The 25,097-nt window shown below is 59.0% G+C and carries 22 protein-coding genes, 4 tRNA genes and 2 rRNA genes; 15 read left to right on the forward strand and 13 right to left on the reverse strand.

The window, feature by feature from the left end; all coding sequences use genetic code 11:
- Positions 1-27 precede the first annotated feature (27 nt).
- Positions 28-411: a L,D-transpeptidase gene (locus tag SIB83_RS04175; RefSeq protein ID WP_413746878.1), complete on the forward strand. Its 384-nt coding sequence runs from the start codon at positions 28-30 to the stop codon at positions 409-411.
- A gap of 3 nt (positions 412-414) precedes the next feature.
- Here the strand turns inward: SIB83_RS04175 and SIB83_RS04180 are convergent, their stop codons facing one another.
- Complete coding sequence (locus SIB83_RS04180; RefSeq protein ID WP_413403776.1) at positions 415-879, reverse strand: DUF1823 family protein; 465 nt, start codon at positions 877-879, stop codon at positions 415-417.
- A gap of 53 nt (positions 880-932) precedes the next feature.
- On the opposite strand from SIB83_RS04180, the gene SIB83_RS04185 reads away from it, so the two are divergent.
- Genes SIB83_RS04185 through SIB83_RS04195 form a run of 3 tightly spaced genes read left to right on the forward strand, consistent with a single transcriptional unit; the run spans position 933 to position 4,670 of the window.
- Positions 933-1,514: a hypothetical protein gene (locus tag SIB83_RS04185; protein WP_413746879.1), complete on the forward strand. Its 582-nt coding sequence runs from the start codon at positions 933-935 to the stop codon at positions 1,512-1,514.
- Positions 1,515-1,542: 28 nt separating this feature from the next.
- The gene (gene dusB / locus SIB83_RS04190) at positions 1,543-2,571 is read left to right on the forward strand and encodes a tRNA dihydrouridine synthase DusB (RefSeq protein WP_413747285.1); all 1,029 of its coding nucleotides are present in this window, start codon (positions 1,543-1,545) and stop codon (positions 2,569-2,571) included.
- Complete coding sequence (locus tag SIB83_RS04195) at positions 2,568-4,670, forward strand: glycosyltransferase family 2 protein (protein ID WP_413746880.1); 2,103 nt, start codon at positions 2,568-2,570, stop codon at positions 4,668-4,670. Before dusB ends, SIB83_RS04195 begins: the two co-directional genes overlap by 4 nt.
- On the opposite strand, the gene SIB83_RS04200 is transcribed toward SIB83_RS04195, so the two are convergent.
- Both SIB83_RS04200 and cobI read right to left on the reverse strand, forming a co-directional pair.
- The gene (locus SIB83_RS04200; protein ID WP_413746881.1) at positions 4,563-5,189 is read right to left on the reverse strand and encodes a DUF4079 domain-containing protein; all 627 of its coding nucleotides are present in this window, start codon (positions 5,187-5,189) and stop codon (positions 4,563-4,565) included. The two genes, SIB83_RS04195 and SIB83_RS04200, sit on opposite strands and share 108 nt — an antisense overlap.
- Entirely contained in the window at positions 5,186-5,977 is a 792-nt protein-coding gene (gene cobI, locus SIB83_RS04205) for a precorrin-2 C(20)-methyltransferase (protein WP_413746882.1), read from the reverse strand. The genes SIB83_RS04200 and cobI overlap by 4 nt, the downstream gene beginning before the upstream one ends.
- A gap of 61 nt (positions 5,978-6,038) precedes the next feature.
- On the opposite strand from cobI, the gene SIB83_RS04210 reads away from it, so the two are divergent.
- A complete protein-coding gene (locus tag SIB83_RS04210; RefSeq protein WP_413746883.1) occupies positions 6,039-6,623 on the forward strand; it encodes a 1,2-dihydroxy-3-keto-5-methylthiopentene dioxygenase in 585 nt (194 codons plus the stop codon).
- On the opposite strand, the gene SIB83_RS04215 is transcribed toward SIB83_RS04210, so the two are convergent.
- The 3 genes from SIB83_RS04215 to aroQ all read right to left on the reverse strand — a co-directional run bounded on the left by SIB83_RS04215 (position 6,588) and on the right by aroQ (position 8,068).
- A complete protein-coding gene (locus tag SIB83_RS04215; RefSeq protein ID WP_413403782.1) occupies positions 6,588-6,830 on the reverse strand; it encodes a hypothetical protein in 243 nt (80 codons plus the stop codon). The genes SIB83_RS04210 and SIB83_RS04215 overlap by 36 nt on opposite strands.
- A gap of 171 nt (positions 6,831-7,001) precedes the next feature.
- On the reverse strand, positions 7,002-7,628 hold the full coding sequence (locus tag SIB83_RS04220) for a tRNA-(ms[2]io[6]A)-hydroxylase (protein WP_413746884.1): 627 nt from the start codon (positions 7,626-7,628) through the stop codon (positions 7,002-7,004).
- Positions 7,625-8,068, reverse strand: a complete 444-nt coding sequence (aroQ, locus tag SIB83_RS04225) for a type II 3-dehydroquinate dehydratase (protein WP_413746885.1) — start codon at positions 8,066-8,068, stop codon at positions 7,625-7,627. The genes SIB83_RS04220 and aroQ overlap by 4 nt, the downstream gene beginning before the upstream one ends.
- A 104-nt stretch (positions 8,069-8,172) precedes the next feature.
- Here aroQ and SIB83_RS04230 point away from each other — a divergent pair.
- The 4 genes from SIB83_RS04230 (at position 8,173) to SIB83_RS04245 (ending at position 11,555) form a co-directional block, all read left to right on the forward strand.
- Positions 8,173-8,254: transfer RNA gene (locus SIB83_RS04230), tRNA-Tyr, on the forward strand.
- A 10-nt stretch (positions 8,255-8,264) separates the two neighbouring features.
- A tRNA-Thr gene (locus tag SIB83_RS04235) sits at positions 8,265-8,336 on the forward strand.
- A gap of 152 nt (positions 8,337-8,488) precedes the next feature.
- Positions 8,489-9,994: a glycerol kinase GlpK gene (gene glpK / locus SIB83_RS04240; RefSeq protein WP_413746886.1), complete on the forward strand. Its 1,506-nt coding sequence runs from the start codon at positions 8,489-8,491 to the stop codon at positions 9,992-9,994.
- Positions 9,987-11,555: an FAD-dependent oxidoreductase gene (locus tag SIB83_RS04245; RefSeq protein WP_413746887.1), complete on the forward strand. Its 1,569-nt coding sequence runs from the start codon at positions 9,987-9,989 to the stop codon at positions 11,553-11,555. The genes glpK and SIB83_RS04245 overlap by 8 nt, the downstream gene beginning before the upstream one ends.
- 38 nt (positions 11,556-11,593) lie before the next feature.
- Here SIB83_RS04245 and SIB83_RS04250 read toward each other — a convergent pair whose 3' ends face one another.
- Complete coding sequence (locus SIB83_RS04250) at positions 11,594-13,267, reverse strand: alpha-amylase family protein (protein ID WP_413746888.1); 1,674 nt, start codon at positions 13,265-13,267, stop codon at positions 11,594-11,596.
- A gap of 119 nt (positions 13,268-13,386) precedes the next feature.
- On the opposite strand from SIB83_RS04250, the gene SIB83_RS04255 reads away from it, so the two are divergent.
- Together SIB83_RS04255 and SIB83_RS04260 are read left to right on the forward strand one after the other, a co-directional pair.
- Positions 13,387-14,787 (forward strand): aldehyde dehydrogenase family protein, encoded by a 1,401-nt coding sequence (locus tag SIB83_RS04255; RefSeq protein ID WP_413747286.1) that lies wholly within the window; start codon positions 13,387-13,389, stop codon positions 14,785-14,787.
- Between the two features lie 78 nt (positions 14,788-14,865).
- Positions 14,866-15,981, forward strand: coding sequence for a LysM peptidoglycan-binding domain-containing protein (locus tag SIB83_RS04260; RefSeq protein ID WP_413746889.1), 1,116 nt, complete (start codon positions 14,866-14,868; stop codon positions 15,979-15,981).
- 6 nt (positions 15,982-15,987) lie between these two features.
- Here the strand turns inward: SIB83_RS04260 and SIB83_RS04265 are convergent, their stop codons facing one another.
- Positions 15,988-17,475 (reverse strand): RecQ family ATP-dependent DNA helicase, encoded by a 1,488-nt coding sequence (locus SIB83_RS04265; protein WP_413746890.1) that lies wholly within the window; start codon positions 17,473-17,475, stop codon positions 15,988-15,990.
- Between the two features lie 42 nt (positions 17,476-17,517).
- The gene (locus tag SIB83_RS04270) at positions 17,518-18,540 is read right to left on the reverse strand and encodes a hypothetical protein (RefSeq protein WP_413746891.1); all 1,023 of its coding nucleotides are present in this window, start codon (positions 18,538-18,540) and stop codon (positions 17,518-17,520) included.
- A gap of 156 nt (positions 18,541-18,696) precedes the next feature.
- Between SIB83_RS04270 and SIB83_RS04275 the strand changes: the two genes are divergently transcribed.
- Genes SIB83_RS04275 through mtnC form a run of 4 tightly spaced genes read left to right on the forward strand, consistent with a single transcriptional unit; the run spans position 18,697 to position 21,182 of the window.
- A complete protein-coding gene (locus SIB83_RS04275) occupies positions 18,697-18,906 on the forward strand; it encodes a photosystem I reaction center subunit IV (protein ID WP_413403790.1) in 210 nt (69 codons plus the stop codon).
- Positions 18,907-18,911: 5 nt separating this feature from the next.
- Complete coding sequence (locus SIB83_RS04280) at positions 18,912-19,763, forward strand: DNA-formamidopyrimidine glycosylase (RefSeq protein ID WP_413403791.1); 852 nt, start codon at positions 18,912-18,914, stop codon at positions 19,761-19,763.
- A gap of 52 nt (positions 19,764-19,815) precedes the next feature.
- Complete coding sequence (gene mtnB, locus SIB83_RS04285) at positions 19,816-20,427, forward strand: methylthioribulose 1-phosphate dehydratase (protein ID WP_413746892.1); 612 nt, start codon at positions 19,816-19,818, stop codon at positions 20,425-20,427.
- 11 nt (positions 20,428-20,438) lie between these two features.
- Positions 20,439-21,182 carry an acireductone synthase gene (gene mtnC / locus SIB83_RS04290; RefSeq protein ID WP_413747287.1) on the forward strand — a complete coding sequence of 248 codons (744 nt, stop codon included), beginning with the start codon at positions 20,439-20,441 and terminating at the stop codon, positions 21,180-21,182.
- Between the two features lie 97 nt (positions 21,183-21,279).
- Here the strand turns inward: mtnC and rrf are convergent.
- The 4 genes from rrf to SIB83_RS04310 all read right to left on the reverse strand — a co-directional run bounded on the left by rrf (position 21,280) and on the right by SIB83_RS04310 (position 24,926).
- Positions 21,280-21,396: ribosomal RNA gene (gene rrf / locus SIB83_RS04295) — 5S ribosomal RNA — on the reverse strand.
- Between the two features lie 116 nt (positions 21,397-21,512).
- Positions 21,513-24,378: ribosomal RNA gene (locus tag SIB83_RS04300) — 23S ribosomal RNA — on the reverse strand.
- Positions 24,379-24,770: 392 nt separating this feature from the next.
- Positions 24,771-24,843 (reverse strand) — tRNA-Ala (locus SIB83_RS04305).
- Between the two features lie 9 nt (positions 24,844-24,852).
- Positions 24,853-24,926: transfer RNA gene (locus SIB83_RS04310), tRNA-Ile, on the reverse strand.
- Positions 24,927-25,097 lie beyond the last annotated feature (171 nt).

Raw genomic sequence — 25,097 nt, forward strand, 5'->3', positions numbered from 1 at the left:
GGTCAGTGAACTCGCTGTCACATCATCATGCTCGAACTGATCGCCACCCTGGTGGTGGACCTTTCGGATCAACAACTCACCGTCTACGACAAGAATCAAGAGATTGTGCGGGTCATCCCCGTGAGCACCGGTAAGGCGTCCACGCCAACCCCCACAGGGGAAGCCAAGGTGCTGACCAAATACCGCTCAGTGACCATGCGCGGACGGGGCTATGTCGCGCCGGGCGTGCCCTACGCGATGTGCATCACCGCCAACGAGATGATCTGCATGCACGGAGCTCCATGGCAGGAAGATGCAGGCCAGGCCTTCGGTGTGCCTCGCAGCCATGGCTGTGTTCGCATGCCCACGCATCAGGCCCGCTGGCTGTTTGAAAACACGCTCAAGGGCACCAAGGTGGTGATTCAGGTGTGAAGCTCATCCAAGCGGCGGATCACCGGGATGGCCCTGAACCGGATCCGCCGGAGCATCGAGCAGAGCTGGCAGAGCACCGTCCTCCTGCAACGGTTCGCCAGCAGACACAAGCCAGGCCAGCAACCAGTTCACCGCGGTGGCTCGGCGGGTGCGCCTCGGATAAAGCTCATCGATTCGATATCCGCCGAAATTGAGCTGCTGCTTCAGCAGCTGTTTGGATTCCCTGGGAATCGACCGAGTCAGCCTCACCGAAGCCTGCCGCGAAGCAATCACCGGCGGGGCTTCCGGGAAGTCCTTCCCCCAGTCGGTGGGCGTTTCAGGGCCCGCAAGCCATGGCCCCTCACCACCCTCAGGGCAGAGATAGCCGAGTCGCTCCCAGACCAGCGAAGCCACGAATTGATCGCTAAGGCGGTCCTCGAGGATCGCCATCAGCAGAGTCCGGCTCAGGATCCAGGAGTTGGAAGACATGGGCGCATGTTGTCATCCACAGCCTCAGGGGGTGCCTCCGTTACCTTCTGAGCATGTACGTCTTCGAAACATCTCTGGAACCGAAGACGTCGCTTCTCGGCGACGCACGCCTGCAGCGGCTGGTTTTTCGACTTCCAAACGAGGTCATGGCAACGGTCAGACGTGATCGCCGGCGACTGCTCAAAAATGTGGAGACCGAGGAAGTGACTTCCCCTCCATGGGATGCACAGGGCGGGGTGTGCTTCAGCTACAGCGGCAAGACAGGTATCAGCACCCCTGTGTTCGTCGATCGTCGCGACGCTCCTCTGGGCAACAGAGGCCTGCAACGCATGCGGGCTGGCTGTCCTGTGCGTTTGACGGTGCGACAGGTGCGGCACATGAAACCTCGTGCCGGCACACGCCTTCAGGTGTTGAAAGTGCAGGTGCTCCATCTCGATGCTCCCCACCAGGGGGGACTGGCCAGTCCCCACAGCATTCAGACCGTGAACCTTCAGCTGCCGCTGGATCTGATGCAGGACGTGGAGCGTCTGGCCAGGCATGAAGACTGGTCCAACCAGGCCTGGCTCCGCAATGCCATCGAAACCCAGGTCCGCCTCACCCGCACCCGACTTGGGCTGGATGAGTCAGCGGCCTGAAACGGATTGAGACCTGCGGATGGCGAGGATGCGTGAACTGAATCAAGTCCCGATGGCCAGGGCTCTGCGGCTGAGTGGAAGCAGCGTCGAACGCATCCTGCGATGCACCGTGATGCAGTCTCCACTGGCAGGAGTCAGCGACAGAATTTTCCGTGCTCTGGTGAGGCGCTGGGCGCCGGACGCTCTGCTGTTCACGGAAATGGTGAATGCCACCAGTCTTGAGCTGGGCCACGGCAGGGGAAAAGTCGAGGAGCTGAGCGAGGAAACCGGACCGATCGGCGTCCAGCTGTTCGATCACAGACCGGCAGCAATGGCTGATGCGGCTCGTCGCGCCGAGGACGCCGGTGCCTTCCTGATCGACATCAACATGGGATGTCCGGTGCGAAAAATCGCCCGCAAAGGCGGGGGCAGCGGCTTGATCCGCGATCCCGGTCTGGCCTGCAGGATCGTTGAAACCGTGGCTTCAGCCGTGGGCGTGCCTGTCACGGTGAAGACACGCCTGGGATGGTGCAATCAACCGCAGGTTGAAGGATGCCATCACGCGGCTGTCTCCTGGAGCAGACAGCTGCAGGATGCAGGTGCCACTCTTCTGACCTTGCACGGCCGCACAAGAGAACAACGCTTCAGCGGAGCAGCTGACTGGGAAGCCATTGCGGCTGTCAAGCGTTCACTGGGCATTCCCGTGATCGCCAACGGCGATGTCAACAGCCCTGAAGCAGCCTTGCGCTGCCTTGAGAAAACCGGGGCAGATGGAGTGATGGTGGGGCGAGGGACCATGGGGGCCCCCTGGCTGGTTGGACAGATCGATGCGGCACTGAGCGGTCGCGCCATTCCCCTCACTCCAGGGCCGAGGGAACGCCTGATGCTGGCCTCAGAACAATTGCAGGCACTGGTTGAGTCGCGTGGAGATCACGGCCTGCTGATCGCTCGCAAACACATGAGCTGGACCTGCACGGGATTCACCGGTGCATCTCAGTTCCGCCAGAAACTGATGCGTGCACCCACTCCTGATCAGGCTCTGTCACTGCTTCAACAGCAGCAGGAGCAGCTGGCTTGAATTGGCTGCCACTGCTTGTGCTGGTGTGGCCGCTCTGGTTGAACCGGCAGCCAGAGCAGCAAAGCCCGGTCTGGAAGCGGCGCAGTCTGATCGTGCTGATCAGCCTGCTGACAGCCCGCTACCTGCACTGGCGGATCACCAGCAGCCTCAACCTGAACACTCAGCTGAGCACGGGGTTGAGCCTGTTGTTGCTGTGCGCGGAAGCCTGGCTGCTGCTGTCAGGCCTGTTGCCGTTATGGCTCTCCTGGCGTCGCTTTCCCGACCGTCGAACCAGGGTGCAACAACTGAGAGAGGAATGGCGGAACAGCGACTGGCGACCGCCGGTCGACGTCCTTGTGCCCACCTACGGAGAACCCCTCGAAGTGTTGGAACGCAGCCTGATCGCCTGCTGCCATCTGGACTATCAAAACCGTCGCGTCTGGGTGCTGGATGACAGCGGCCGTCCGGAAGTGAAGCAGCTGGCGCTCAGGCTCGGCTGTCGTTATCGCCACCGCCCTGAGCGCAACAGTGCCAAAGCCGGCAATCTCAATGCCGGCCTGCGCCATTGCAACGGCGAGCTGCTGGCGGTGTTCGACGCTGACTTCATTCCACAGAGAGATTTTCTCGAGTGCTGCATCGGTTTTTTCCAGGACCCCAAGGTGGGACTGCTTCAGACCCCGCAGACCTTCATCAACGCCGATCCCGTGATGCGCAATCTGGTCATGGAACGCTGGCTGCTGCCCGATGAAGAAAGCTTTTACCGATGGATCGAACCTGTCCGGGATGGCTGGGGGGCCGTGGTGTGCGCCGGCACTGCCTTTCTGGCTCGCCGCAGCGCCATCGATTCAGTTGGAGGTTTCAGGGAACAGGCGATCTCAGAGGATTTCGTCACCGGTCTGAGGCTCCGCCGCCGAGGCTGGAAACTGCTCTATCTCCAACAGAAGCTCAGTGCAGGTCTGGCCGCTGAAACGATGGCCGACTTCGTAAGACAACGGCAGCGCTGGGCGAACGGAACGCTGCAAAGCCTGCGACTCCATGACGGACCGCTGGGCCGGGGTGACCTGCGAATCGGCGAGCGGATGGCTTACCTCGAGGGCGTTGTGCACTGGTTCAACAACATGCCACGACTGGTGCTGATGTTGATGCCGCTCAGCTACGGCCTGCTCGGCACCGTTCCCATCCTGATCAACACCGATGAAGCCCTGCGCATGCTGTTGCCGCTCTGGGCAACTCTTCTGCTCAGCATCGGCTGGATCAACAGAGGCTCCCGCACCGCCCTGCTGAGCGAACTCACCGGCTGGGTGCTCACGGTGCCGCTGACGCTGACCATTTTCACCAATCTGCTGGGACACATTGGCGGCTTTCGCGTGACACCGAAACACCAGAAACGGGACCGAGGCAGCTTCAGCTTTGCTCTGGTGACACCTCTGCTGGCGCTGCTGCTGCTGAACCTGATCAACCTGTACGGACTGATGACGACACCATCACTGGACAGCGAGATCCTCGACTCCAGGCCCCTTGGTCTGACCTGGGCCGTGATCAACCTGCTCAGCCTCTGGATTGCACTGCGCGCCTGCTGGGATCCACCCGCACACGACCCGGCCCCATGGCAGGCCGCTTGTTTGCCAGCCGAGCTGGAGGACAGCGATGGACTGCGGCGACCCTGTCGAATCACGGCCCTCAGCGAAACCGGCGTGGAACTTGACACCGCCATTCCCTTACCGGCGGAGGTGAACCTCGAACGACTTCACTGGACCAACGAGGTGCCCGCTCTGCCTGTTGTGGAGGAACGCAAGCAGGGCAACCGAGTTGCGCTGCGCTGGCAGGAACTCAGCGACCGAAATCGACAGCAGCTCATCCTCTGGCTGTTCTGCAGGCCTGGATGCTGGCCTGAACGTCAGGCATCACCGGAATGGCAAGCATTGATCGTCTTGATCAGCCGTCTGTTCACCCTGCCGTCACGCCAACCGTTCCATCGCTGCCTGTTGCCACAAACCCCACTGCACCGAGCCTCAACCAAGCCAGAGATCACGGGTCCCGGTGATGGCCTGCGTTGCCAGGAGCAATGCCACAAAAACGTTCAGAGCCACATGAATCCGGCGCATCCACAGACGCCCTGAGATCTCCCGCTGACAGGCCATGGTGAGCAGCAGGAATGCGAGCAGCAACAGTCCGCCCCAGGTGTGCGACTGCCAGACCGCAGGAGCCGCCAGCGCGCGATCTCTCACCAGCAGAGGCTGAATCGTGATCAGCAGCAGAAACAACCAACAGCTCCAGGACAACAGCAGCCGCAGGGCCAGTCGACGGGTGCGCAGCAGGGCCAGGAACGACACAACAACCCCGGATGCCTGAACAAGGGCCACCAACCAGCTGCCGGCGCCGGCGCCGGCGGCAGCCAGGTCGTGACTCAAGGCAAACAGCACAGCCACGAGCAGGCCAGCCGTCGCCCAGCGACCGTGATCCACATGTTCAACAGGAACGGTTGGAGCGATGGGATTGATCTCCAGACGGCGCTCCCTGGCCAGAATTCCCAGCCGGATCGTTGCGCCGATCACGGGATAGACAAACAGGATGATCAGCACCGGATGCACGAGCGCCAGCCATTGCAGCGGTGTCAGCGGTTGCAGAGCGGCAGTCAAGGCAACACCTCTGGCCAGAACTGACGGATCAGCAACAGTGAGAAGTAGGGCTTCACATCATCTGGCACCGCCCGAGCCGGTGTCACCCACTGATCGGGCCAACCGACCCGCTGAGCGAAGAGCGCTTGATCAAGCAGCTTTGCCTGCTCCAGCGCGCCACGAACCCAGGACCAGCGCTGCCCCACTTTGAGCAAAGCGAGCACGGTGGATGTTTGGCGTGCAGTGTCAAGCAAAGCGACGAACTCGGCGCCAGTCTCCGGACAGGGGCGAATCAGCAGCCCCTCCTGCTGAAAGGCCAGAGGACTGTCGTGAGCCCCTTCGACTGCGGCTGCCGCCGCCGCACAAACAGATGGAACGCCTGGAATCAAGGCGAATGGCACATCTGGGTGATGACGACGCAAAGCCAGCTGCACGTAGCTCCCCGTAGCAAACAGCGACACATCCCCTTCACAGAGCAGCACCACCCGGTGGCCGGCTCTGACCTCTTCGACCAGCGCATCAGCAGCCTGTCTCCAGGCTGTGATTCGTGGCTGAGCCTCAGCAACCATCGGGAACAACAGAGGCAGGCAACGCTGATCAGACCGAAGCCAGCGGGAGGCGATCGTTAGGGCCATGCCCTCTGCTCCTTCATGGGCAATGGGATGGGCAACAACATCAGCGGCTTCAAGGGCTCGAACAGCAGCCACCGTGAGCAGCTCGGGATTTCCCGGGCCCACACCGACCAGCGTGAGCTGATTCGGAGAACACTCGGACGAGATGGACAATGGCAAACCAGGCCAACCAGCCATCCAGCATGATGAACAGGCTGGAAGCAGCCTCATTCACTGGTTCTGTCCAGACTCCAGCACCATGAGTGAACTCACTCTTTATTCAGTTGCCACCAACGACGTCCAGATGCAAACACGGGACGGCGGAAGGATTCAGGATCTGCTGAAGCAGCGAGGCATCGGCTTCGAACGCTGGCCTGCGCAGCATCAGCTGGATTTCAACGCCTCAGCCGCAGAGATCCTGGCGGCTTACAGACGCGAAATCGAGTGGACAAAGGAACGCGGCAATTTCCCAAGTGTCGATGCCATCAGGGTGCTGCCCGATCATCCTGACCGAGTGGCCCTGCGGCAGAAGTTTCTCAAGGAACATGTTCACGCCGAGGATGAGGTGCGCTTCTTCGTTGAGGGCTGCGGTCTGTTCTGCCTGCACATCGGCGATGAAGTGTTGCAGGTGCTCTGCGAAACCAATGACTGGATCAGTGTTCCAGCCGGGACTCGCCATTGGTTTGACATGGGCGTCAACCCATGGTTCTGCACACTGAGATTTTTCAACAATCCCAGCGGCTGGGTCGCCGAATTCACAGGCGATTCGATCGCCGACCGCTATCCCAGCCTCAACACGTCGTGGGAATCAGGCTGCGAGCAGCAAACGAGCCTCAACCGGTGATTTCAATGATGAGGTCCTGCTGGTCGGCAACTCCTTGACCAGCGACTCTTCGCTCAGCAGCAAGGCAGCTTCTAGGTCAGCGCAACGGCCGATCAGATCACGCACGAGCGGGTCGGACTTGAGGCCATCCCACTGCTCATCGGTGGTGCCGTTCCTCAAAGCCTGCAGCGAATCGGCAACGGCGGTCACAGGGTCAAACATCGACATCGCAAAGTGACTGGGTCAATCTTAGAACTGACCCAGGCTCCATGGCGAGTCTCTTCAGACTTCTTTTGGACTCTGATTACAAAGGTCCCGCATCTGAGGCTCAATGCAGGCTGCATCAATCGACGAACCATGCCGTCACTAGATGTTGTCAGGGGATCAGTAGACCCCTGGTCAGGCATCAACTCCCACTGAATGCATGCGCACGGCCTCAGGAGTAGGCAGCTCGCCACGAAGCGCATCCACTTCAGCCGCGGCCAGCTCATGAAGTCGAGGCACAATCAGGTCCCTTGGATAACGGTCGGCACACAACACCCAATAAAGACCGAAGTGTCGAGCTTCACTCTTCAACAGGTCTCCATAGAGCAGGCGCAGATCTGGATCCGGACTGTGCTCGGCCAGCAATGCCATCCGCTCGTGGCTCCGAGCCTCGATCAATCCCGCCACCAGAAACGAATCGAGCATGCGCTCGGGCTCTCTCCGACGCACCTGCTTGGCCAGCCATGCTCCATAACCAGGCGAGGGCAAAGGCTCCAGGTAGCGGCCCCGATCCTTCAGAAGCCTCAGCACCCGCTCAAAGTGCTCAAGCTCCTCCCGCGCCAGCGGACTGAGAGCCTCGCCCAGACCCGGCTCACACAAATATCTGAACATCAGCTGCACCGCGGCCCCAGCCGCTTTGCGTTCGCAATGGGCATGGTCGATCAGCACCTCCATCGGTCTGGCGATGGCCTGCTCAACCCAGTCACGGCTGGTGGGTGCTGCAAGCCAGCGGATGCTGGGCACCGAAGAGGTGATGGTCATGCTGCAGCTCTGCGCAGGTGGTTCAGCAGGCCATCGAAGGCCAGGTCATAACTGAAGGGACCGAAGCCACTCACCACACCAACCGCACGATCAGCCAGAAAGGAGTTATGGCGAAAGGGCTCACGGGCATGCGTGTTGCTGAGATGCAGCTCGACGTAAGGAATGGCCACACCCAGCAGAGCATCACGCAAGGCAATCGAAGTGTGGGTGTAGGCGCCTGCATTCAGGAGAATCCCATCGACCTCGCCAATGGCCTGGTGGACACGCTCCACCAGAGCTCCTTCGAAATTGCTTTGAAAACAGTCCAGTTGCACGCCTGCTGCAGCTGCGCGCTGACTCAGCTCTCCCTCAATCTGCTCGAGAGTCTGATGTCCATAAAGACCTGGTTCTCGTTGCCCCAGCAGGTTGAGGTTGGGACCGTTCAGGAGCAGCAGGCGCATGGCCTAAGGAGTATTCCTTTCGATTCCAATCGTATCGAGAACCAACGAGAGACACAGACCGCTGAAAGATCGCCTGGCCGACTGGTAAGTTCTTCCAGTGGTTCGGGTCGGTGCCCGAGTGGTTAATGGGGGCGGACTGTAAATCCGCTGGCTCTGCCTACGTTGGTTCAAATCCAACCCGGCCCATCCACCACAAGCCCTTGTAGCTCAGCGGTAGAGCACTCCCTTGGTAAGGGAGAGGTCTCGAGTTCAAGTCTCGACAAGGGCTTCACTCAACACCCAGGCACCGGGTGTTGAGTCCGGAGGCAATCAAGAAAGGATTGCTGCTCTGGAGCCTCAACTGCTTTCGGTGGCGTCAACGCGCGATAACGCGTGGCGACAGCCGAAAAGTGCGGCTAGCACTCTAAAAACGACCAGTCCATGGCAGCAACGCCCCTCCTTCTTGCACTGGATCAGGGCACCAGCAGCTCACGCGCCGCCCTGTTCGACACGCGTGGCAACCCCGTTGCAAGCGCCAGTGCTCCCCTGGCCATCAGCTATCCAGCTGACGGATGGGTGGAACAGAGCCCCAGCGAGATCTGGGAAAGCCAGCGTCTGGCGATGGAGCGCCTGTCCCAATCCATCAGCCCGGAGCAGAGAGGCGCCGTTGTCGCCTGCGGTGTTTCCAATCAAAGGGAGACAACGGTTCTGTGGCGACGCAGCGACGGGCAGCCCTGCGGACCTGCCCTTGTCTGGCAGGACGGCCGCACAACGGACATCTGTCAGCGGTGGAAAGAGGAAGGCCTGGAGCACGAATGGCGCACCCGGACCGGACTGCTCCTGGACCCCTACTTCAGTGCCAGCAAGATCAGCTGGCTGATGCAGCATGAGGCGAGCGCCTCCAGCGCTGCCGCCAGTGATGATCTCTGCTTCGGCACGGTGGACAGCTGGTTGCTTTGGCATCTCAGCGGCCGCACAAGGCACTGCTCCGACATGAGCAATGCGAGTCGCACCCTGCTGATGGACCTCAAAAAACGAGAATGGGTCGAAGCATTCTGTGAACAGTCAGGCCTGCCCCTGAGTGCACTGCCGGAGCTGGTGCCCTGCCGTGGCGACTTCGGAGCGATCGCTTCTGGACTCCCGTTCGCAGGCGTGCCAATCCATGCTCTGCTGGGTGACCAGCAAGCCGCCACTCTTGGTCAGCTGTGTCTGGCGCAAGGGGAAGCCAAATGCACCTATGGCACTGGTGCATTTCTTGTGGTGAACACAGGCAGCAACATTCAACGCAGTGATGCTGGGTTGCTGAGCACCCTCGGCTGGACAGACGACCGAGGAGAGCCCACCTACTGCCTGGAGGGCAGCCTCTTCAACGCCGGCACGGTGGTGCAGTGGCTGCGGGACGGACTGGGAATCATCGAGACCGCTGAGGAGGTCAATCAGCTGGCACTCAGCGTCCCGGATGCAGGTGGGGTCATGCTTGTACCCGCCTTCACCGGCTGGGGGACACCCCACTGGGATCCTGCCGCTCGAGGCCTGCTGATCGGCCTGACCCGCGACAGCGGTCGCGGTCAGATCGCCCGTGCGGCGCTTGAGGGCATCGCACTTTCGGTGGCCGGCCTCGTGCAGCTGGCGGAACAGTCCATCGGCCAGGGGCTCGGGGAGCTGGCGGTGGATGGTGGTGCAGCAGCTTCGGATCCACTGCTGCAGGCCCAGGCCGACAGCACCGGGCTGAGGGTGCGACGTCCGGCCTACCTGCAGAGCACCGCCCGTGGAGTCGCACTGATGGCAGGAGTTCAGGCCGGACTGATCAACGACCTGGAGGATCTGAGATCACTCCGCGGGAATCAGGCAGACGTTTTTGAACCCTCGCTCGATTCCAAACAACGCCATGAGTGGCTTAAGCAGTGGAGCGATGCCATCTCAAGGAGCCTTCGCTGGCATGAATGACACCTGCTTCGACCTGCTTGTGATCGGCGGCGGGGCCAGTGGAGCCTGCGTGGCCTATGAGGCCATCAGCCGGGGACTCAAGGTGGCCCTGCTCGAGGGCCATGATCTGAGTGGGGGAACAAGTTCTCGCAGCACCAAGCTGCTGCATGGGGGTGTTCGTTACCTCGAACTGGCGTTCAAGACCGCCGACACCGCTCAGCTTCGCCTGGTTCGAGAAGCATTGCTGGAGCGCGGTCACTGGCTGAAACAGGCCCCGTTTCTTGCGCATCGCCTTGAACTGGCTTTGCCCACGGAAGGGCTGATCGGCCAGCTTTATTACCGATTCGGTCTGGGCATGTACGACGCCCTCTCCGGTCGTTCCGGAATCGGCAGCAGCCGGCTGCTGTCTCGATCGCTGCTGCATGAAGCGCTACCCGATCTCCGCAGCGATGTCAGCGGAGGGGTTGCCTACAGCGATGGGCAGTTTGACGATGCCAGGCTGAACCTGCTGATGGCTCTCAGCGCCGAGCAACACGGGGCGGTTGTGCGTACACGGACAACTGTTGTGGAACTGGAAAAAGACAGCCACGGAAAAGTGTGCGGAGCCATCAGCGAAAGTGCTGATGGCCGGAGAGAGCGTTGGCAAGCCCGTGTGGTGGTCAACGCCACCGGCATTCACTCCGATGCACTGAGGCGAATGGCCGAACCGGGATGTCAGGAGCGCATGCTGACCAGCCGCGGAGTGCATCTGGTTTTGAAGCAGCGTCTCTGTCCGCAACACATCGGCCTGCTGCTGCCCTCAACCGATGACGGACGAGTGCTGTTCATGCTGCCTTTCTTCGGGCGCACATTGGTGGGAACCACCGACACGCCATGCAGCCAAACGCAGGCAGCTGTTCCATCCGAACAGGAACAGAGCTACCTCCTGGACTACGTGAAGCGGTGGTTCCCGGATCTCAACAGCATTGACATCGGCAGCTGCTGGGCTGGAGGGAGACCCCTGCTCAAGCCTGCCGATGCCGATGTGAACAGCAGCCGTGTCGTCCGTGAGCATGAGGTTGAGACGCTGCCGAGCGGACTGGTGAGTGTGATGGGAGGAAAGTGGACCACCTGCCGCCCAATGGCTGTCGACACCCTCACGGCGGTTGCTGAGCAACTTGGACAGTCACTGCCACCGGCCAAGGAACTACCTCTGATCGGTTCCGACGCTGATCCCCTGCAAACCCCACGCCTGCTGATTGCACAACGGTCAACGCTCCAGGAGCTGTTGCCGAAATCCCCTCGGCAATCGGAACAGATTGAACACCTGGAGAACGGACATGGACTCAATGCGGCAGCCCTGGTCAACAGCTGGTCAGAGGAAGAGCGGGAACCTCTCAGCACGGTGATGCCGGTCTGCAGAGGAGAGCTGCGGCACGCCGTCCAGAAGGAAAAGGCGAAAAGCGTCACCGACGTGCTGGCCAGGCGAACGCGGCTGGCCATGGTCGACCGCGATGAAGCGCAACGGCTGGCCCCAGTGGTGACTGAAATCCTCGAGCAGTGCGGCCAAGGTGACAGCACCCCTCTGGAACTGAAACTCTGATCAAGGTGTACCGATCAGAACTCTCAATTCGGAATTCACTATTCAGAACCCACTGAATCAGAGGTCACATCCTCCACTTCACCGATCAGCCACCAACTGAATCCATGCGCTGGCAGATAGACGAACCAGTCCTCGGAAGCAGGCGGATATTCACATCCCCAGAAGACCTCACGGGTGCGCTCACCGCTCCAACGACTGAGGTCGAGATGCAGAGAGGCCCCTGCCGCCGAGAGGTTGGCGGCCACCAGGACCGTCATGCCGCCATCACAGCGCACATAGCTGATCACGCCGGGATGGGGACACTTCAGCAACTCGAAATCACCATGGCGCAGTGCGGGCAACAGTCGCCGGCAGGTGAGCATGCGCCGGTGCCAGTTCAGCAGCGATCCGGGAAGCTGCTTCTGAACCTCCACATTCACCACGCGGTAGTCGTAACCAGGAGCAGTGATCGGCGGCAACACCAGAAGAGGGTCAGGTGCAGTTGAGAAGCCGCCGTTGCGCGCAGGCGTCCAGGCCATGGGAGTGCGGTTGGGGTCCCGGTCCCGTAATCCCGGCCAGTCGCCCATGCCCAGCTCATCGCCGTAATACAGACAGGGCATTCCTGGAAGGCTGTAAAGCAGAGCGTGAAGAACGCGGTTGGAACCTGGGTCGCCGTTGAGCAGCGGCGCAAGGCGGCGATTGATGCCCCAGTTGAGCCAATGGCCCTGGCCCTGATGAAGACCGGCACGGATGGTCTGGATCACCTCCTCCGGAATCAGGTGACCATCACCCAGCCACAGCTCATCGTGGTTGCGCAGGGGGAGCGCCCAGCGACAGCCACTGACGACCTGCTGAGCTTTCTGCAGAGATCTGCGCAGATTGTCAACCCTGCCGCTGGCGATCGCTGCAAAGAGATGGGCGGTCAGGACAAAGTTATAGGCGCCATGGAGTTCATCTTTCAGCAGGTAGGGAGCGATTTCATCAACAGGCTGAATCGCTTCCCCCAGCAGCAGCACATCCCGACCATGGGAATCCACCCGCTGTCGCAGTCGTTTGAGAAAAGCGTGGGTTTCAGGGAGGCCTTCACAGCGCGACCCCTCCTCTTCACAGAGGAACGGCACGGCATCGAGGCGGAATCCGTCGACCCCACGATCAATCCAGAAATCCACCACATCGAGCATCGCCTCCTGAACGAAGGGATTGGCGTAGTTGAGGTCAGGCTGGTGACGCAGAAAACGGTGGAGGAAGTACTGACCTGCCACCTCATCCCATTCCCAGTTCGACGACTCGAAATGGCGGAAGAGCACCGGGGCATCGGCATAGCGATGGGGGTCATCGCTCCAGACGTAGATCTCACGTTCAGGACTTCCCTGAGGTGCCCAGCGGGCGCGCTGGAACCAGGGGTGCAGTGTGCTGGTGTGGTTCATCACCAGATCCATCACCACTTTGAGTCCCTGGGCGTGGGCTGCCGTGAGAAAACGATGAAACGCCGCGAGATCGCCAAGATCCGGATGAATCGCCTTGAAGTCGGTGATGTCATACCCACCGTCATCCAGCGGTGAGGGGTAGATCGGTGTCAGCCAGATCGCTTCCACGCCCAGCCAGCGCAGATAGGGAAGCCTGCTAGCAAGACCCTGCAGATCTCCAATCCCGTCACCATTACCGTCGCGGTAACTGCGCACGATCAGCTGGTAGATGACGGCGCCGTTCCACCACGGCTGCTGCTGACTCATCAGGCCGTTGCCTCTGATCACGGTGTAGAGGCGATCGCGGTCACCGTCATCCCCGCGCCGACCGTTCCGCAGAAGAAGCTGCGAGTATGCCCAGCACTGACAGCACGCTCATCCCCGTCATGGTCCTGGCCAACGCTGCAACCACATTCACCGACACCGACCTGGATCGCCTGCGCCAGCCCGTGCTCAAGGGCATCACCAGACCTGAGGCATGGCGACGGGAACAGCTTCAGAGGCTGCGTGAGCTGGTGACCCAGCACGAGCCTGAGATCCTCGAAGCCCTGCGCCATGACCTTGCCAAGCCCGGGCTGGAAGGCATGGCCGAGGTGGTGACCCTGCTGCAGGAGCTCAAGCTGGCTGAACGACGCCTTCGTGCCTGGATGCGACCGCGCCGGATCCGTGTACCGCTCATGCAGCGGCCTGGTCGTGCAGAAGTGATCAGGGAGCCCCTCGGATGTGTGCTGCTGATCGGCCCTTGGAATCTGCCTTTCGGTCTCACGTTGTGGCCCCTGGTGAGCGCCCTGGCGGCCGGCAACACCGCTGTGATCAAACCCTCCGAACATGCCCCTGCAACAGCAGAGCTGATCGCGCAGCTGGTGCCCGAGCACTTTGCAGACGATGTGGTGCAGGTGGTCAACGGCGATGGTGCCGTCGCCGCCCAACTGGTTCGGCAGCGCTTCGACCACATCTTCTTCACCGGTGGTGGAACGATTGGAGCCAAGGTGCTTGAGGGTGCCGCAGCCAACCTCACCCCCGTGACACTGGAGCTCGGCGGCAAGAATCCCGCAATCGTGCTGCCGGGTGCAGACCTCTCCGTCACGGCCCGCAGGCTTGTCTGGGGGAAAGGATTCAATGCCGGTCAGGCCTGTATCGCACCGGATCATCTTTTGGTTCAGCCAGATGTGCGCGAGTCTCTGCTGCAGGCCATCGCCGAGGAACGGCTGAAGCTCTATGGCAGCGATCCACTGGAGTCCGAATCGCTCGCAAGCCTGATCCATGACCGTCATTACGGCCGGCTGGAGGCGCTGCTGAAGCAGGCCGAAAGCGATGGCCGCGTGCTGCTTGGAGGTGAGTTCGATCCCGTCAGGCGCCGGATTGCTCCAACCCTGATCGACGTGCAGAACGATGAAGACCCGCTGATGGCCGATGAGCTGTTCGGACCGCTGCTACCTGTCCTGGAGATCGCAAACCTGAATGAGGCTGTTCAACGGATTCAGAAGCAGGACAAACCTCTGGCTCTTTACCTGTTCGGCGGCAGCGACAGCGACCAGGATCATCTGCTGCGCACCACCAGCTCCGGTGGCGTGTGTTTCAACGACGTGGTGATGCAGTTCGGCGTGCCGGACCTGCCCTTTGGAGGTGTGGGCGCCAGCGGAATGGGAGCCCACCATGGCGAAGCCGGTTTCAGAACCTTTTCCCATGAACGATCGGTGCTTCGGCGTCCGTTCTGGCTTGATCTGCCTCAGCGCTACCCGCCCTACACTCTGAAGCCGGAAACATTCCGTCGTCTGTTGAGCTGACCAACACAACAACAAAGGTGGGAGAGGACTGGCGCTCGCCGACAGGCACCTTATGTTTCGCCCAGCCAACGGACATGTATGCGCCGCACTCTCCTGACCGTCCTGGCCGCGATGGCCCTGACACCACTCGCCGGTCAAACCGCCAACGTGACGGTCAAGTCAGGTGAGACCCTTTCGGATATTGCGACTCGCTACGACGTGTCTCTCAACAGCCTGATGCGGCTCAACGGCATCAGCAACTCCGACCATGTGGAGGCGGGCCAGAGCCTGAGGCTGCCTGGGAATGTTTCCGCCGGCAAAGGTCGCCACAGAGTGCAGTCAGGCGACACCCTCAGCGGCATTGCAGCGGAATACCGGGTGAGTGAACATCAGTTGATGGCACTGAACGGTCTGTCGAGCGCTGATCACGTCGAGATCGGTCAGACCCTGAAGCTGCCAAGCAACGCGGTGCTCGCTCAGGCCAAGCCGAAAGCAACAGCCAAGCCTGTACCGATTCAGGCCAAGCCGGGTGCCATCTCCCACACCGTGGCACGAGGCCAGACCCTTTCCCAGATCGCCATGGCGTACAACATCCCCATGGCCTCACTGATCAACATCAATGCCATAACGAATCCCGACAAGGTCAACATCGGAACCCAACTGATGCTGCGCTCCAGTGAGAGCACCGGCACCACTTCAACAGCCACTTCGACAACACCTGCGGAACAGAAACCCTCTTTGATCGAAAACAAGCCTGAAGAACGGAAGCCTGCTCAGGTCAAGTCACAACCAAAGAGCGTCGAGCCTTCAACGGCCAAAACAGCGGAATCGAAACCGAAGTCAGCAAAACCGGCAACCGTGAATTCCGCAGCTGAAAAGCCCGCGGCTGAAAAAGACAAGGTTGTCAAAGCCGTGACGACAGCCAAGGCCAGTCAGACAACAACCGAGACAAGTGCCCAGCCGAAACCTGCTTCCTGGCGCTCCTATGGCCCCCTTCAGGTCGACTGGGGCAACTGGCAGTCGATGGGTGGTAGCGAGGTGGCCCCGACACTGAACAACGATGGACAGTCGCTCTACGTGGCAGTGAACTGCTCCGCTGGGAAGATCAATGCCACCGGCGCGAACGGGATGTGGAAAAACTGGATCGCGCCCCAGTCTGAATTCGAGAAGGATCTCATCAAGGATCGCTGCAAGGCGGCAACTGCAGAAGCCTGAATCCGATCAAGCGGCGTAATGCAGTGGCCAGGGTCGACGCAGAAAGCGCCGGCCGCTCTCCTTCAGGTACAGGCGCTGGCTGCCGTCATCGGTTTCGTGGATCAACGCCTCCTGGACCAGCCGCCGCGTCAGCCATCCCCAGTGCGCCGAACGACCCTCCTCGGCGTTGAGCCTTTCACTCAATCTGCGGGCATCCGTGCCGTGAACCTCCGCCAGCAACTCCAGAACAGCCTTGGCTTCATCTGACCAGTCCTGCCTCGAGCCACTGGACAGACAGCGATCACAGCGACCACAGGGAGGCACCAGCTCACCGACAGACAGCAACAGAGCTTGTTCTCTGCAGGTTTCTCCTTCAGCCACAGCCTCCATACGGCGCAACTGCTGCTGTGCCAGTTCAATCCGACGTGATTCCTCGACAGCATCGCTGGCGGATGAGCGGCGCAGAGCGCTCTGCATCGCCCATCCAAGGCTGGTTCGATCTCTCGGTGAGAACAACACCAGACACTGGGCAGGCTTGCCATCACGCCCCGCACGTCCTGACTCCTGCAGATAACCCTCCGGAGTACTGGGCAGGTCCAGATGCAGAACCAGACCGACATCAGCTCGGTCGACACCCATGCCGAAAGCCACAGTGGCCACCAGCACAGGATGCTGCGCTCCCAGGAAATGCTCCAGAGCCCGATGACGAACGTCAGGCTCAAGACCGGCGTGATAAGCGATGGCCTGAATCCCGTTGGCCCGGAGCCTCTCGGTCCAACGCTCCACAGAAACACGCGTACGGGCGTAAATCAGACAGGCGCCGCGGGCTTTCTGCAAGGCATCAACCACGTCCCGCAGAGGATCCCCGACACGTCGGCGCATGCAGTAGTGCAGGTTGTCACGTCGGGCCGATCCCACCTGAATCAGCGGCCGCCTGAGATGCAGAAGGCGCAGGATATCCGCCCTGACACGGGGAGCTGCCGTGGCACTGAGGGCCACCAGAGGAACCCCTGGGCAAAGTGCTCGCAACTCACCCAGCCGGCGATAGTCAGGACGGAAGTCGTGGCCCCAGGCGCTGATGCAGTGGGCCTCATCAACCGCGAGCGCCACCAGTTGTCCCGTGGCTGCATGCTCCTGCAGAACGGATCGGGTGGCTTCACCCTGGAGACGCTCGGGCGCGAGATACAGCAGCCGCAAGGATCCTTCGCCGAGCTGAGAGAGCGTCTTCCGGCGCTGAGCCAGCTCGATTCCTCCGTGAAGACAGGCTGCCGTGATACCACGACGTCTCAACTGCAGGACCTGATCCTCCATCAGGGCCACCAGTGGAGAAATCACCACCACAAGCCCTGACCTCACCAGAGCAGGCAACTGATAACAGAGCGACTTACCTCCACCCGTTGGCAGAACCGCAAGGCAGTCCTGCCCCTGCAACAGGCATTCCACGACGGGCCGCTGCCCTGGCCGGAAGTCGGACCAGCCGTAATGGCGCTTGAGCGCATCCAGCAGCAGGTCCAAGGCACTCCACAGATGGTGTGCACAGCCTACCGAGCCCTAGATCTAGGGCATCGGAGGAGGATCCAGCTGATCCGGTGATTCCTCAACCAACTGCAATCTCACCCGCTTGCCCCCGGCCAGCTCGCCTAAGGAGACCCGAAGCGTTGCACCGCTGAGGCTCTGCAGTGCCGAGAGCACATCCCGCAGATACGGGGTGCTGCTGCCGCTTTCCACCCAGAGCCGTTCCTGCAACCCTCCCAGTCGTCGCCAGGACGTGTGCAGTTTGAGCACCGCCGATTCAAGAGACTGGGCCTGACCGACTGCATCAGCCAGCAATCCGAGTGCATCCAACCGCTGCGCTTCCTGCATCGCCTTCTCCAGATCCAGCTCGCCCTGCTGAAAGGCACGAACAGCGACGCTGGATTCCGTGGCTTTGGTGATCCAGCGGGCGGTGTGGGTCACATCCTTGATCCGGTCGAGCTCAGGCTCCTCCCGCAGCACCTTGCGCAGATCGTCCTGCTGAGGCTCAGGCAGCTTGGCAAGCTCACGCACAAGCGGCGCAACAACTTTCGGCGGCAACAGATTCTCCTGGGTGCGCTGACGGATCTCCTCAGGCAGCAGCGGACTGGTGGAGGCCATGAACTCGTCAGAGAGGCGCCGCACCTGCTTGCGCGTGATCTCCTGCCCTTCATTGGCGGCCTCGGAAATCATCATCTGCACCTCCGGTGCCGCCTGAGCGGTTTCCATGAAGGCACGCTTGGAGAACTGATTGACGCTGGCCTCCTCGAGCACGCCTTCACCCAGCATGTCCTGTGCCGACTCCGCAAGCTGGATCAATCCGTAAGCACGGGTCTTGCTGATTTCGCGCTCCCTCAGCCACTGCAGGAACCCGGCGCCACGTCCCTCTCCTCCTCTCTTTTCGCGATCGCGAACGGCCTTCAGGATCTTTCCACGCCAGATCTCGGTCTGAAGATCGAACTTGTCGCAAACAGCCCAGGCCTGTTCCAGGCGAGCCAGAAACTCCATCGTGCTGATGTCGTCCTGCTCAGGATCTGGCAGATCCAGTTCTAGAACTGGAGTTTCCATGTTCGTTGGCAACAAGGCAGGCAACATTCCAGAGGCTGGATGCTGGCATGGCGAAGGGGCGGTGAACGGCTGATCAGGGCGACATTGTGTGACGCGAAAGCACTGCTTGGCAGAACCCCGAGATAGGGTCTAGGGGCTTTCAGTTCCTCAGAAGCGATGGCGATTTCCCGCGGAGACATGGTGCGGATCAAGCGCCCTGAGTCTTTCTGGTTCAACGATGTGGGCAAAGTCGCCTCGATCGACACCTCAGGCATTCGTTACCCCGTTGTGGTCAGGTTCGAACAGGTCAACTACAACGGCATCCAGGGTTCGGACGGTGGCATCAACACCAACAACTTCGCACTTGACGAACTCGAGCCGGCCTGAGTCTCTTGCCGGAACTTCCGGAAGTTGAGACGGTTCGCCGAGGGCTCGAGAACCGTCTTCAATCGTTTGTGATACACGAGGCTGCAATCCTCCGTGAGAGGGCGGTTGCCAGTCCTGGAGGTTCAGCAGCCTTTTGCCAGGGCGTGTCAGGTCAGAACGTCGGCAGATGGAAACGACGCGGAAAATACCTGATCGCCCAGCTGTTGGATCCAAGCAGCGGAAAGCCAAGTGGTTCCTGGGGGGTCCACCTGCGCATGACCGGCCAGTTCCAGTGGCATGACGAACCCACAGAGCCTTGTCAACACACACGGGCCCGCTTCTGGAATGCCAGTGAGCAGGAGCTGCGCTTCGTTGACGTCCGCAGCTTCGGAGAGATGTGGTGGGTCCCGCAGGGAGTCGCCACAGACTCCGTCATCACCGGACTGAAGCGTCTAGGACCGGAACCCTTCAGCGAAGACTTCAACGCCGCTTACCTGAGAGAGAAGCTGAAAGGATCAACACGGTCGATCAAGGCAGCCTTGCTCGACCAGTCTCTTGTGGCAGGGGCAGGCAATATCTATGCCGATGAGAGCCTTTTTGCGGCAGGGATTGCTCCCCAAACGCCCGCAGGCAGGCTCAACCACAAACAACTTGAGCGGGTCCGCGACAGCCTGGTGCACGTGTTGGAAATCAGCATCGGCGTCGGCGGCACAACGTTCAGTGATTTCCGCGACCTTGAGGGTGTCAATGGCAATTACGGAGGACAGGCTGCGGTCTATCGGCGTACCGGTCAACCGTGTCTGCACTGCGGCACTGCCATTGAGCGGATCAAGCTTGCAGGTCGCAGCACCCATTGGTGCCCCGTCTGCCAATCCTGAATTTCGGATGCGATAGGAAGGAGAAGCAGGGAACAGAGGAGGCGCGAAACCGTTGATTCAGGCTGCTGAAGAGCTCTCAGCCACGATGAAAGTGCTTCACCGCCGCGGTTGGTGCGATGGCACCGGAGGCAATTTCAGTGTTGTGGTCGCACATCAGCCTCTGCGACTGCTGATGGCCCCCAGTGGTGTCGACAAGGGCTCAGTTCGGCCTGAAGACCTGATCGAAGTCAACGGCAGCGGCGATGTCACCCGGGGAGTGGGCAAGCCAAGTGCAGAAACCCTGCTGCATCTGCGCATCATTCACTGTTGCCACGCAGGGGCCGTTCTCCACACCCACTCCCTGTCAGGGACTTTGCTGTCGAGAACGGAACTGGATCGAGGCAGCGTGACTCTGGAGGGCTGGGAGATGTTGAAGGGCCTCAAAGGAGTCACAACCCACGAAGTGAGTGTGAGAGTTCCCGTGATTGCCAACAACCAGGATCTCCAGGCCTTGAGTGAATCGGCAGCCCTGCGGTTACCCGAAGCCCCCCATGGATTGTTGGTCTCAGGCCATGGTCTCTACGCATGGGGCAACGACCTGAAAGAAGCGCGTCGCCATACCGAGATCCTTGAATTCCTCTTGGAACTCACCTGGAGACAATCATTACTGAGGCGTCAAAAGTGATTCAGGCCATCGTGCTGGACATCGAAGGAACGACCTGTCCGATCGACTTTGTCAGCCACACACTGTTTCCATTTGCCCAGAAGAATCTCAGTGAGGCGCTCAAGCAGCGATCAATCGATGCGGAGATTGACAGCTTGGTGATTGAAAGCATCTCCGAATGGATCAGTGACCCCGATCCCACCAGCCAGATCATGCTGGAGCAGACGACACACACTCCCCCATCAACAAGTGAAGTTGGAGACTATCTTCAGCATCTGATTCAATCAGACAAAAAGTCACCAGCCCTTAAGGAATTACAGGGAATCATCTGGAAGCAAGGCTATGCATCAGGAGAACTGAAATCATCCTTATTCGAGGATGTACATCCTCAGCTGGATCTCTGGAAACACAACGGACTCATCCTCGCGGTGTACTCATCCGGCAGTATTCAGGCCCAGAAACTTCTCTACCGCCATACCAGCGAGGGAGATCTCACAGATCTTTTTTCCTATTGGTTTGATACACGCACAGGACCGAAACTTGTTCAGCAAAGTTATGAGACCATTGCTGAAAAACTCGGATTACCTGTTGATCAGGTTCTGTTTGTCAGCGATCATCCAGGTGAATGCGATGCAGCAAGGCAATCAGGCATGAGCACTGCGTTCTGCCTGCGCGAAGGAAATCCACACCAAAATGCAGGAAATCACATCCTGATCCAGCGACTGTCTGATGTTGACCTCGACAGCATCAACGCATCGGAAAATCAAAAAAGCTGAACTCAACTTTGGATCAGTATTAGCGCGTCAGGGTACAAAAAAAGCCACCCTCTCCGGGGTGGCTTTCTTCGTATCACTGATGTGATTGGAATGTTTTACCTGGCATCGAGCTATTTTCTCAGGGGGCTACCCCCCAAATATCGTCGCCGCTGCTGCGTTTCACAACCGAGTTCGAGATGGATCGGAGTGGTTCCACAACGCTATGGACACCAGGATAGAAAACATTCCCAAGGTTGAACCCTGAGAACTGCATAGGACATCACCAATGATTTTCATCATCAATGATGCGTCTGTTTTGAATAAAACGTCGCCTCAGGCAAGAACCAAATCATGGTCAAGCCCTCGGTCTATTAGTACTCCTCCGCTGCATCCATTACTGGACTTCCACGTAGAGCCTATCAACGGGTGTTCTTCCCGTGACCTTACTGGGTTACCCCATGGGAATACTCATCTTGAGGTGGGCTTCCCACTTAGATGCTTTCAGCGGTTATCCACTCCGCACATGGCTACCCAGCGTTTACCGTTGGCACGATAACTGGTACACCAGAGGTGCGTTCCTCCCGGTCCTCTCGTACTAGGGAGAAATCCTCTCAATATTCCTACGCATACACCGGATATGGACCGAACTGTCTCACGACGTTCTGAACCCAGCTCGCGTACCGCTTTAATGGGCGAACAGCCCAACCCTTGGGACCGACTTCAGCCCCAGGTTGCGATGAGCCGACATCGAGGTGCCAAACCTCCCCGTCGATGTGAACTCTTGGGGGAGATCAGCCTGTTATCCCTAGAGTAACTTTTATCCGTTGAGCGACGGCCCTTCCACTCAGAACCGTCGGATCACTAAAACCGACTTTCGTCCCTGTTCGACTTGTAGGTCTCACAGTCAAGCTTCCTTCTGCTTTTGCACTCGTCAGCTGATTTCCAACCAGCCTGAGGAAACCTTTGTGCGCCTCCGTTACCTTTTAGGAGGCGACCGCCCCAGTCAAACTGCCCACCTGATACTGTCCGCTCCCCGGATAACGGGTGAACGTTAGAACCCTAGCTCTGAAAGAGTGGTATCTCACCATTGACTCCCTAGTACCCACAAGCACTAGATCAACGTCTCCCACCTATCCTGCGCATTCAGAGCCCGGGCACAATACCAAGCTACAGTAAAGCTTCATAGGGTCTTTCTGTCCGGGTGTATGTAGTCCGCATCTTCACAGACAATTCTATTTCGCCGAGCCTCTCTCCGAGACAGCGCCCTGATCGTTACGCCTTTCGTGCGGGTCGGAACTTACCCGACAAGGAATTTCGCTACCTTAGGACCGTTATAGTTACGGCCGCCGTTCACCGGGGCTTCAGTCGCCAGCTTCGCTTACGCTGACCGGCTTCCTTAACCTTCCGGCACTGGGCAGGCGTCAGCCCCCATACATCGTCTTGCGACTTAGCGGAGACCTGTGTTTTTGGTAAACAGTCGCCAGGGCCTTTTCACTGCGACCACCTTGCGGTGGCACCCCTTCTCCCGAAGTTACGGGGCTAATTTGCCGAGTTCCTTAGAGAGAGTTACCTCGCGCACCTCGGTATTCTCTACCACCCCACCTGTGTCGGTTTCGGGTACTGGCAGTTATGCCTTAACGGGTATAGAGCTTTTCTTGGAAGCATGACATCACCGACTTCGCTGCCGTAGCAGCTCGTACTCACGCCTCAGCTCGGAGCGTTTTCGCCGCTCCTCATAGCCTCGAACGCTTGAACCAGTAACCAACGTCTGGCTCGGCTAGCCTTCTCCGTCCCTCTTCCCAAAACATAACCGGTACAGGAATGTTGACCTGTTATCCATCGACTACGCCTTTCGGCCTGACCTTAGGACCAGACTAACCCTCCGCGGACGAGCCTGCCGGAGGAACCCTTAGGGTTTCGGTGCATGGGATTCTCACCCATGTTTTCGCTACTCAAGCCGACATTCTCACTTCTATGCAGTCCACGCCCGCTCACGCTAACGCTTCGCCCCACATAGAACGCTCCCCTACCATAAATCCGCAGCTTCGGTACAACGCTTAGCCCCATTCATTTTCGGCGCAGGATCGCTCGACCAGTGAGCTATTACGCACTCCTTTGAGGATGGCTGCTTCTAGGCAAACCTCCTGGTTGTCTGGGCAATCCCACCTCCTTTATCACTTAGCGTTGATTTGGGGACCTTAGCTGGCGGTCTGGGCTGTTTCCCTCTCGACCATGGAGCTTATCCCCCACAGTCTGACTGCCTCGCTACACACAGGGTATTCAGAGTTCATCTCGATTTGGTACCGCTCTCGCAGCCCGCACCGAAATGGTGGCTTTACCCCCCTGCTGGAGCACGAGACGCTACGCCTCAACGTATTTCGGGGAGAACCAGCTAGCTCCGGGTTCGATTGGCATTTCACCGCTAACCACAGCTCATCCAGTGACTTTTCAACGTCAGTTGGTTGGGACCTCCACTTGGTATCACCCAAGCTTCATCCTGGCCATGGTTAGATCACCCGGGTTCGGGTCTATAAACACTGACAAACGCCCTATTCAGACTCGCTTTCGCTGTGGCTCCACCATTTCCGGTTTAACCCGCCAGTGCCTATAAGTCGCCGGCTCATTCTTCAACAGGCACACGGTCACCCGATAAGTCGGGCTCCCATTGCTTGTAAGCTCACGGTTTCATGTTCTATTTCACTCCCCTCCCGGGGTTCTTTTCACCTTTCCCTCGCGGTACTGTTTCGCTATCGGTCACACAGTAGTACTTAGCCTTACGAGGTGGTCCTCGCGGATTCACACGGAATTTCACGTGCTCCGTGCTACTCGGGATACAGCTAGGTCAGTTCAGTTTTCGTGTACGGGGCTTTCACCCTCTTTGGCGTGTCTTTCAAACACTTCCACTAACATCCCTTTTCCACATTGCTGTCCCACAACCCCGATGGTCGAAACCATCGGTTTAGGCTCTTCCCCGTTCGCTCGCCGCTACTCAGGGAGTCGTTTTTACTTTCCTTTCCTCCAGCTACTAAGATGTTTCAGTTCGCTGGGTTGGCTCGTGCCAGCCTATGGATTCAGCTGGCCGTTCTAAGGGTTGCCCCATTCGGAAATTCCCGGATCAAAGCGTGTTTCCAGCTCCCCGAGACTTATCGCAGGTAACCACGTCCTTCATCGCCTCTGTGTGCCAAGGTATCCGCCGTGAGCTCTTTGTAGCTTGACCATTCATCTCCAAAACGCTTGCTGTTGTTGAAACAGATTCTGAATAATTCATGACTGAATCATTCATCAAACTCCTGATTGCTCGACACAATCAGAAGAACGTCATGGAGTCTCGGCTCTTGCTCAAGAATTGACATCATCCTAAAAAAGAATGATGCATCCATGAGAGATGCTTTATTCTTACAGACTTTTTCCTATGCAGTTGTCAAGGTTCTGCTAGACATCAAACTGATCAATCAGTTCGAGCCCAGCATCTTATCAACCAAAACATCGTGATAATTCACGTCATTTCGGAATGACAGGAAGCTGGGGTCATGCCAGCGGACACATCTAAATCACATCTCCTCGAGTTCACCTTCCATCTTTCAGACGATGGAGATTGAGTTCGATCAGTGGAGGTTAGGAGACTCGAACTCCTGACATCCTGCTTGCAAAGCAGGCGCTCTACCAACTGAGCTAAACCCCCAACACCGAATGGGCCATCCTGGACTTGAACCAGGGACCTCACCCTTATCAGGGGTGCGCTCTAACCACCTGAGCTAATGGCCCAGGAAGACTCAACCCTTGTGGGATGTGACCTAGACAAAGTTTAGGAACTGAAAATCTCCATCAAGCAATTCATATCGCTATGCATTCTTGATTTCAAAATTGAGGTACCGATCGACCTAAGGTGACAGGATTTCGGCCTAAGAATTAAGTACTCAGACATCAAAATCAATG

It is taken from the genome of Synechococcus sp. MIT S9507 (assembly GCF_047304715.1).
GTDB lineage: Bacteria > Cyanobacteriota > Cyanobacteriia > PCC-6307 > Cyanobiaceae > Synechococcus_C.

Coding starts and splice junctions, on each gene's coding strand:
- SIB83_RS04175 (WP_413746878.1), top strand. CDS start 28: ATGCTCGAACTGATCGCCACCCTGGTGGTGGACCTTTCGGATCAACAA.
- SIB83_RS04180 (WP_413403776.1), bottom strand. CDS start 879: ATGTCTTCCAACTCCTGGATCCTGAGCCGGACTCTGCTGATGGCGATC.
- SIB83_RS04185 (WP_413746879.1), top strand. CDS start 933: ATGTACGTCTTCGAAACATCTCTGGAACCGAAGACGTCGCTTCTCGGC.
- dusB (WP_413747285.1), top strand. CDS start 1,543: ATGCGTGAACTGAATCAAGTCCCGATGGCCAGGGCTCTGCGGCTGAGT.
- cobI (WP_413746882.1), bottom strand. CDS start 5,977: ATGGCTGGTTGGCCTGGTTTGCCATTGTCCATCTCGTCCGAGTGTTCT.
- SIB83_RS04210 (WP_413746883.1), top strand. CDS start 6,039: ATGAGTGAACTCACTCTTTATTCAGTTGCCACCAACGACGTCCAGATG.
- SIB83_RS04215 (WP_413403782.1), bottom strand. CDS start 6,830: ATGTCGATGTTTGACCCTGTGACCGCCGTTGCCGATTCGCTGCAGGCT.
- SIB83_RS04220 (WP_413746884.1), bottom strand. CDS start 7,628: ATGACCATCACCTCTTCGGTGCCCAGCATCCGCTGGCTTGCAGCACCC.
- aroQ (WP_413746885.1), bottom strand. CDS start 8,068: ATGCGCCTGCTGCTCCTGAACGGTCCCAACCTCAACCTGCTGGGGCAA.
- glpK (WP_413746886.1), top strand. CDS start 8,489: ATGGCAGCAACGCCCCTCCTTCTTGCACTGGATCAGGGCACCAGCAGC.
- SIB83_RS04245 (WP_413746887.1), top strand. CDS start 9,987: ATGAATGACACCTGCTTCGACCTGCTTGTGATCGGCGGCGGGGCCAGT.
- SIB83_RS04250 (WP_413746888.1), bottom strand. CDS start 13,267: ATGAGTCAGCAGCAGCCGTGGTGGAACGGCGCCGTCATCTACCAGCTG.
- SIB83_RS04255 (WP_413747286.1), top strand. CDS start 13,387: ATGGTCCTGGCCAACGCTGCAACCACATTCACCGACACCGACCTGGAT.
- SIB83_RS04260 (WP_413746889.1), top strand. CDS start 14,866: ATGCGCCGCACTCTCCTGACCGTCCTGGCCGCGATGGCCCTGACACCA.
- SIB83_RS04270 (WP_413746891.1), bottom strand. CDS start 18,540: ATGGAAACTCCAGTTCTAGAACTGGATCTGCCAGATCCTGAGCAGGAC.
- SIB83_RS04275 (WP_413403790.1), top strand. CDS start 18,697: ATGGCGATTTCCCGCGGAGACATGGTGCGGATCAAGCGCCCTGAGTCT.